Origin of the sequence: Streptosporangium sp. NPDC023615, assembly GCF_040640155.1 — a bacterium.
Classification (GTDB): Bacteria; Actinomycetota; Actinomycetes; order Streptosporangiales; family Streptosporangiaceae; genus Streptosporangium.
Map to the genome: position 1 here is coordinate 2,657 of NZ_JBFABE010000117.1, position 7,645 is coordinate 10,301.

The 7,645-nt window shown below is 73.9% G+C and carries 6 protein-coding genes and 1 pseudogene; 4 read left to right on the top strand and 3 right to left on the bottom strand.

The features are described from left to right. The coding region (locus AB0G16_RS37550; protein ID WP_362815600.1) for a serine hydrolase domain-containing protein at window positions 1-1,457 on the top strand (1,457 nt) is incomplete at its 5' end. Here AB0G16_RS37550 and AB0G16_RS37555 read toward each other — a convergent pair. Both AB0G16_RS37555 and AB0G16_RS37560 read right to left on the bottom strand, forming a co-directional pair. Continuing rightward, window positions 1,442-2,086 (bottom strand): response regulator transcription factor, encoded by a 645-nt coding sequence (locus AB0G16_RS37555; protein WP_362815602.1) that lies wholly within the window; start codon window positions 2,084-2,086, stop codon window positions 1,442-1,444. The genes AB0G16_RS37550 and AB0G16_RS37555 overlap by 16 nt on opposite strands. After that, window positions 2,077-3,378: a sensor histidine kinase gene (locus AB0G16_RS37560; protein WP_362815603.1), complete on the bottom strand. Its 1,302-nt coding sequence runs from the start codon at window positions 3,376-3,378 to the stop codon at window positions 2,077-2,079. The genes AB0G16_RS37555 and AB0G16_RS37560 overlap by 10 nt, the downstream gene beginning before the upstream one ends. 230 nt (window positions 3,379-3,608) lie before the next feature. Here AB0G16_RS37560 and AB0G16_RS37565 point away from each other — a divergent pair, with 230 nt between their 5' ends. Then, complete coding sequence (locus AB0G16_RS37565; RefSeq protein ID WP_362815605.1) at window positions 3,609-4,118, top strand: hypothetical protein; 510 nt, start codon at window positions 3,609-3,611, stop codon at window positions 4,116-4,118. A 460-nt stretch (window positions 4,119-4,578) separates the two neighbouring features. Beyond that, window positions 4,579-5,565, top strand: a pseudogene (locus AB0G16_RS37570) (RNA polymerase sigma factor); the annotation flags it as partial. Window positions 5,566-5,729: 164 nt separating this feature from the next. Here the strand turns inward: AB0G16_RS37570 and AB0G16_RS37575 are convergent. Beyond that, entirely contained in the window at window positions 5,730-6,134 is a 405-nt protein-coding gene (locus tag AB0G16_RS37575; RefSeq protein WP_362815607.1) for an SRPBCC family protein, read from the bottom strand. Window positions 6,135-6,689: 555 nt separating this feature from the next. Here AB0G16_RS37575 and AB0G16_RS37580 point away from each other — a divergent pair. Further along, complete coding sequence (locus AB0G16_RS37580; RefSeq protein ID WP_362815609.1) at window positions 6,690-7,586, top strand: CPBP family intramembrane glutamic endopeptidase; 897 nt, start codon at window positions 6,690-6,692, stop codon at window positions 7,584-7,586. Window positions 7,587-7,645: the final 59 nt, after the last annotated feature.

The window sequence follows — 7,645 nt, forward strand, 5'->3', positions numbered from 1 at the left end:
CCTCGTCGTCCTCGTCGTCCTCGTCGTCCTCGTCGTCCTCGTCGTCCTCGTCGTCCTCGTCGTCCGCCCTCTCCCCCGCGGCCGTCGACCGGTTCGTGAACGCCTACCGCGAGGCGACCGGCCTGCCCGGCGTCGCGGTCGCCGTCACCAGGGGCACGGAGATCGTGCACGTCGCCGGCTACGGCCGCACCGCCTCCGGCGCCCCGGTCACCGGGCGGACACCGATGGCCGTCGCCTCGCTCAGCAAGTCCTTCACCTCGCTGGCGGTCATGCAGCTCGTGGAGGAGGGGAGGATCAGGCTCGACACGCCGGTGCGCGAGGCGCTCCCCGAGTTCACGATGGCCGACCCGCGGGCCGCGCGCGTCACCGTCCGGCAGTTGCTGGACCAGACGTCGGGGATGGCCACGTCGGCCTTCCGCGAGAGGAGCCTGCCCCAGCCGCGCTCCCTGCGCGAGGCGGTCGCGCGGCTGCGCGGGGCACGGCTGGCCGCCGACCCGGGCACGCGGTGGAGCTACCACAACACCAACTTCCAGGTCGCGGCGAGGCTCGTCGAGGTGGTGGCCGGGGTGCCCTTCGCCGAACGCCTGCGGACCCACGTGTTCGGCCCGCTCGGCATGCGCGACAGCCTCACGATCGACACCGACCGGGACCTGCCCGCGAGCGCGCGGGGACACCTGCACCTGCTCGGCGTCACGTTCGCCGTCCCCGAACCGCCCGGCTTCGGCAACGGCTCGGGAGGGGTGATCAGCAGCGCGCGGGACATGGCGCAATGGATGATCATGCAGGCCGGCGAGGGCGTCGGCCCCGGCGGCGTCCGCGTCGTCTCCGCCGCGAGCGTGGCCGAGATGCGCACCCCGTCCCGGATCAAGCGCTCCTACGGCCTGGGCTGGGCGCTCGGCAGGACCGGGAGCGGCGCGCCCGTCGTGGAGCACGACGGCGACCTGTCCACCGCCACGGCCCGGCAGACGCTGCTGCTCCGCTCCGGCCACGGCGTCGTCGTGACGGCCAACACCGGCACCGCCTACGACGACGCCGGCGCGATCGCCGACGCGCTGGTGGCCATGGCCGAGGGGCGCGACCCCGGGCCGCCGTCCTCCCCCTTCCCGTTCCGGCTCGTCGACGCCGCGTTCGCGCTCGCCGCCGTACTGACGCTCGTCCTCGCCGGGCGGGGGCTGGTCCGCTCGCGCCGCTGGGCGGCACGGCGCGCCGGGCGGTCACGGTGGCGGACGGCGGCCCGGCTGCTGCCGTACGCGGCGCCGGGACTGCTCTGCCTGACGATCACCGACGTGTTCCGGGTGCTGTCCCGAGGGGGTGACGCCACCTGGTTCCAGGTGGCGTACCTGTATCCCTCCTTCGTGGTGTGGCTCGTCCTGGCCTCGGCGGCGTGCGCGCTGCTGCTCCTGGCCAGGATCGGCCGTCTCGCGGCCCCCGGTGGCGCCGGTCAGGCGCCGAGGTAGCGCAGCACGGCCAGGACGCGCCGGCTGTAGCCGGGAACGCGGGCGAGCCCGAGCTTGTCGAAGATCGCGTTGACGTGCTTCTCCACCGCGCTCTGCGAGACGTGCAGGCGTTCGGCGATCGCGGCGTTGACGAGGCCCTGGGCCAGGTGCTCCAGCACCTGGGCCTCCCTCGGGGTGAGCCGCCCGAGGGGGTCGGAGCGCGTGGTGCGGGCGAGCAGCCGCCTGACCACCTCGGGGTCGAAGACCGTCCCGCCCGCGCCGACGCGTTCCAGCGACTCCAGGAACTCCCCCACCTCGGTGACCCGGTCCTTGAGCAGGTATCCCAGCCCTTCCGGCGCTCCGGCGAGCAGCCGGGAGGCGTAGGTCGTCTCGACGTACTGCGAGAGCACGAGCACGCCGACGTCCGGCCGTCGCTCCCGGATCGCCAGGGAGGCCCGCAGTCCCTCGCCGGCCTGGCCCGGCGGCATGCGCACGTCGACGATCGCCACGTCGGGACGGTGCTCGTCCACGGCCGCGAGCAGTCCCGGGGCGTCGCCCACCGCCGCCACCACCGCGTGCCCGGCCTCCTCCAGGAGGCGGACCAGGCCCTCGCGGAACAGCACGGAGTCGTCGGCGAGGATCAGGCGCACGACGCCCCCGGGCCTTCGCGCACGGCGCGGGGCAGGGTGGCCGTGATCGTGGTCGGGCCGCCGGGCGGGCTCTCCACCTCGAAGGTGCCGTCCAGTGCCAGCACCCGCCGCTCCAGCCCGGACAGCCCGCCGCCGGCCGGGTCGGCCCCGCCCCGGCCGTCGTCGCGGATCCGCGCGGTCACCGCGCGCTCGTCCTCGCTCAGGACCACCAGCACCTCCCGTGCGTCCGCGTGCTTGGCGGCGTTGGCGATGGCCTCGCGGACCACGAAGTAGACGGCCGTCTCGATCTCGGAGACCGGGCGTTCGGCGAGGCCGTGGCGGACGGTCACCGGCAGGCCCGCGCGTTCCGCCACCCCCGCCAGGGCCGCGCGCAGGCCCAGCTCGTCCAGGTCCGCCGGGTAGACCCGCCAGGCCACGCTCCGCAGCTCGTCCAGGAGGCGGCGCGACTCGGCGTAGGCCTGGTCCACGAGGGCGGCGACCGCGGCCGGGTCGGCGCCGTGCCGCGCCCGGCCCAGCAGCATCCCCAGGGCCACGCCCCGCTGCTGGACGCCGTCGTGCAGGTCGCGCTCGATGCGCCGCCGCTCGTCGTCGACGGCCCGGACGATGCCGCTGCGGGTTGCGGTCAGCTCCTCGATGCGGCGGCGCATCGCCTCCCGCTCCCCCGGACCGGCGAAGTACGCGGCCAGCCGCCGCTCCCCGGTCACCGTCGCCGCGCCCCACAGCGCGGCCAGCGCCAGCAGGCCCAGCCCGTAGGCGGTGCCCAGCGGGCCGCTGTCGACCGTCAGGTGCACGCCGGGGTAGCGCAGCGGGACCAGGTACGACCCGCCGGAGAGCAGTGACTCGACGCCACCGGCCAGGAACAGCAGGCCGAGGAAGAGGCCGGTGAGGGCCAGCTGGCTCGCGACCGTGCCGGCCGTCGCCCGCAGCGCGAGGTAGCCGTACCCGCTCGTGGCCGGCATCCGGCCGGTGTCGTGGTCGAACCAGGCCGCCAGCCGGGCGCGTTCCAGCGCGACCAGCCGTGCCGCCCCGGCGTCCGCGAACCGCCGGGCGGCACGCCGGCCCGCCGGCCACGGCGCCAGGGCCACGAACAGCACGCCCGCGACGCCCAGGAAACCGAGCTCGACGACACCCGTCACCGCCCCCGCGGCCAGACCGGCGACCCGCCGGGCGGCCCGCGCGACCGGCGCCCCGCCCCGCGCGGCCGGCGCCCGCGTCCGGGCGGCCGTCGCCCCCGCCCGGAGGGACCGGGGTGCCGGTCGGCTCGGGGCGTTCGTCCTCGGTGTCGTTGACATCGGATGGATTGTATTGACCTTTCCCCCGCCCTCCGGCGGACACCGGGAAACGGCGTTCACCACAGAGACCGGACAGGACGGGGACTCGGCGGCCCCGAGGGGGTCCGCGCGGAACGGGAGGGCGGCCGTGTGGACGATCACCGAAAACTCGAACCCTACAAAAACGACCAAAGGGCTAACAAATCCTGAAACGCGTTGACCGTCCTCAGGGAATTGGTCATATTTGCGCAATGATCCATCTACGTCCCCTAGCGGGAGCGATCCTCGCGTCCGTTCTGCTGACCGGCTCCGTCGCCGCCCCGGCGGCCGCCACGACCCACGAGACCGTCGCCGTCTCCTCGACCGAGGCCGCCGCGCGCCCGGGCAACGGGAAGATCCTCTACGACCGCATCAGCAACGGGCGGAACAAGCTGAGGGTCAAGAACGGCACGAGCAGGGATGCCGTCGTCACGCTGGTCCGCGGCAGGTCCAAGGCGATCAGCGTGTACGTCCGCGCCCGGTCCACCGCCTCCGTCCCCGATGTCCGTGACGGCACCTACACGATCTTCTTCACCTCCGGTTACCGGTTCAGCACCTCCCGGGGCAGGTTCGCCGTCGCCCCCTCCTACCAGCGCTTCGACAGGAAGATCAGGTTCACCTCGAACGCGACCAGCTCGACCGTCGTGACCCTGACCCTCAACCGCGTCAGGAACGGCAACGCCCGGACGAGCGGCGTCGACCCGAGGAACTTCCCGGCCTGATCCGACGGGGTCCGACCCGCTGCCCGACCCCATCCACCGCCCCGGCGACGCCCGTGGCGGCACCGCGTGAACCGTGGGGCCGTCCTTCCACCCGGAAGGACGGCCCCACGGCCGTTCGGCGACGGCTCGCCCACGGTCCGGGGGCGGTCCGGGGGCGGTCCGGGGACGGCCGGGCCACGGTCCGGGGACGGAACGGGACGCCTCGCGCGAACGGGACGATCGCACCCTTCGGCGAAGCCCCCGTCCGAACTCCCGCCGGAGCTCCCGGCGGCGGAACGGAATAGCCCTGTCCTGGGCGGGAACACACATGGGCGGCGGAGGCTCTCCGGCGGCGGCGAAGGCCACGACGGCGAGCCAGGCGCCGCAGCATCCCGTCGCGGGACGTACCTTGAACTGCACGGGTTTGTTGTATCCGACCGGACCTGGGGAAGGTGTGAACGCCATGGAAGCCGCCACCGTGGAGGGCACCGTCGACGAGGAGGAGCTCGTCCTGACGGACGACGACGAGGTGCCTGCCGCCCTGGAGTCGAGCGTCGGCGCCAGCACCGACCCGGTCAAGGACTACCTCAAGCAGATCGGCAGGATCCCCCTGCTCAACGCCGAGCAGGAGGTCGAGCTCGCCCGGCGGATCGAGGCCGGCCTGTTCGCCACCGAGCGGCTCAACGAGGCCGACCGGCTCCAGCCCGATGTGCGCGCGGAGCTCGAATGGCTCGCCGAGGACGGTCACCGCGCCAAGAACCACCTGCTGGAGGCCAACCTCCGCCTGGTGGTCTCGCTGGCCAAGCGCCACACCGGCCGCGGCATGCTCTTCCTGGACCTGATCCAGGAGGGCAACCTGGGCCTGATCCGCGCGGTCGAGAAGTTCGACTACACCAAGGGCTTCAAGTTCTCCACCTACGCCACCTGGTGGATCAAGCAGGCGATCACCCGGGCCCTCGCCGACCAGGCCCGCACCATCCGCATCCCCGTGCACATGGTCGAAGTGATCAACAAACTGGCGCGTGTCCACCGGCAGATGACCACCGACCTCGGCCGCGAGCCCACCCCCGAGGAGCTCGCGGTGGAGCTGGAGATGACCCCCGAGCGGGTCGTCGAGGTACAGGGGTACGGACGGGAGCCGATCTCCCTGCACAGCCCGCTGGGCACCGAGGGCGACAGCGAGTTCGGGGACCTCATCGAGGACTCCGAGGCGATCACCCCGGAGGACGCGGTGGCCGCCGCGCTGCTGCAGGAGCAGCTCCACACGATCCTGGAGGCGCTGTCGGAGCGTGAGGCCGGGGTGGTGGCGATGCGCTTCGGGCTCGGCGACGGCCGCCCCAAGACGCTGGAGGAGATCGGCCGCGCCTACGGGGTGACCCGCGAGCGCATCCGGCAGATCGAGTCCAAGACCATGACCAAACTGCGTCACCCCTCCCGCTCCCGCGCCCTGCGCGACTACCTGACCTGATCCTCCCCGTCCCGCGCCGATCCGGCCGGACGATGCAACCGGGCGGTCCCGGGGTCCGAAACACGGGGCAAGGGCCGGAGGATCACACAGGGACGTGATCTTCCGGCCGCCTGCCTCTCACCGCCCCCATGGTCCCGGCCGCGGGGGCGGTGCCGCGTACGGGGTCAGGCGCCCTGGCGGGTCACCTGGCCGGCCAGCTTCTCCAGGCTGTCGCCGAGCGCCCGGTCGACGGCCTCCGCCGGCGGGGCGTGCTCCGGGTCGAAGAAGGACAGGTGGATCGTCACCTCGCTCTCCTCCTCGCCGATGCCCGCCACCTGGAGCCATCCGGCGTACCGCCCGGTGTCGCGGGTGCCCCACTCCATCCGGAGCTGGTCGCGCTCGGCCCTGAGCAGGGCGCGGGCGTCCGTGTCGGTGGCGTCCTCGTGCACGGTCACCGCGGGAGGCCGGTCCCCGGCGTGCACGTGCAGGTCGCGCGGGAGCCAGTCGTCGAGACCGTCCAGGTCCTCGGCCCGGTCGAACACCACCTCCGGTGGCGCCGCGATCCTCAGGGAACGCTCGTACTCACTCATGTTCAATCCCTCCAGCGTGGAGACCTCCCTGACCGCGCCCCCGACGGGCCGGCGGCCGGCGCCGTCCCCGTTCGGGGACGTTGATCGGCCACTTACCCCGCCCCGCCGCGTCCATCCACGAAACCCGAGCTCAAGGCGGGTACGGACGAGCGAGAGCGGGGACGGGGCGGGTGACGGGGCGGGACGGCGGGACGGAACCGAAAGGCGGCCGGTGTCGTTGTGCCTGGAGGTGCGCCGGGTTCGCGTGCGGGACACCGGGCGCGTCGAGACGTGTGCCGTTCCCGGCCCGATGGCCTTCGTGAACGTACGACCTTCGTGAACGTATCGAAACGGAATGAGATCATGCACGTCCCTGAGGATTCCGAACCCACGGCGACGCCCTCGCGGCCCCCCGGCCCACCGCCCGGCCCACCGTCGGGTCCGCCGTCGGGTCCGCCGTCGGGTCCGCCGCCGGGTCCGCCGCCGGGTCCGTCCTTCCCCGGCCCCCCGCCCCCCGGGTACGGCGGCCCGGCCGCGCGGTACCCCCCGCCCCCGCCGGAGCGGGGGCCCTGGACCGTGGCGGCCCCGTCCGGCACCCGCTACGACCGGCTGGCCCGTACCCGCCTGCACGCGTGGTGGCGGCCGGTCCTGGGCACGGCCGCGGGCCTGCTGGGAATCGTGCTCGTCGTGCTCGTCGTGGTCATCGCCGGCACGCTGGCCGGCGCGCTCGCGGGCGCCGAGGTCGGCGTCTCGAACGACCGGCTGTTCGGTGACCCGGTTCTCGAACTGGGCGTCAACCTGCTCGCCATCGCCGCCACCCTGCCGGTCGTGTACGGGATCACGGTGTGGATCCAGCGCCGTCCGCCCGGCACCCTCTCCTCGGTCGTCGGCCGCCTGCGGTGGCGATGGATGGCGCGGTGCGCGGCGGTGGCCGTCGCCGCCGTGGTGCTGGGCCAGGCCACGGTCGCCGTCACCTACCTCGCCACCGGCGAGGATCTCGGCGATCTGTTCGGCTGGGTGGGCTGGGAGCGTTTCCTGCCCGCGCTGATCGTCACCCTGCTCCTGGTGCCGTTCCAGGCCGCCGCCGAGGAGTACGTCTTCCGGGGATGGCTGCTCCAGGCGTTCGGCGCCTTTCTCGCCAACCCCTGGCCGGGGATCCTGCTGGGCGCCGCCGGTTTCACCGCCGTGCACGCCTATGTCGACTGGGGGATCGTCGACGTCTTCGCGTTCGGCGCGCTGATGGGCTGGCTGGCGGTGCGGACCGGCGGGCTGGAGGCGGCCATCGCGCTGCACGTGGTCAACAACGTGCTGGCGTTCGGGGTGAGCGGGGCCGACGGGTCGCTCGACGAGGCCCTGAAACAGGGGTCGGTGCCCTGGCAGAGCGTGACCGGGACGGTGGTGCAGCTCGGCCTGTACGCGGTCGTGGTGGTGGTCATGGCCGGAAGGCGGCGGATCGAGACGCGCTCCCCCTGAGGCCGGCGGTGCCCCCGAGACCGCCGGGGGCGGTGGGGTGCCGGTCCGGCACCCCACCG

Excerpts from the sequence above, each read along its gene's own strand:
- AB0G16_RS37575 (WP_362815607.1), bottom strand. The coding sequence starts at position 6,134 with ATGAGTGAGTACGAGCGTTCCCTGAGGATCGCGGCGCCACCGGAGGTG.
- AB0G16_RS37565 (WP_362815605.1), top strand. The coding sequence starts at position 3,609 with ATGATCCATCTACGTCCCCTAGCGGGAGCGATCCTCGCGTCCGTTCTG.
- AB0G16_RS37560 (WP_362815603.1), bottom strand. The coding sequence starts at position 3,378 with ATGTCAACGACACCGAGGACGAACGCCCCGAGCCGACCGGCACCCCGG.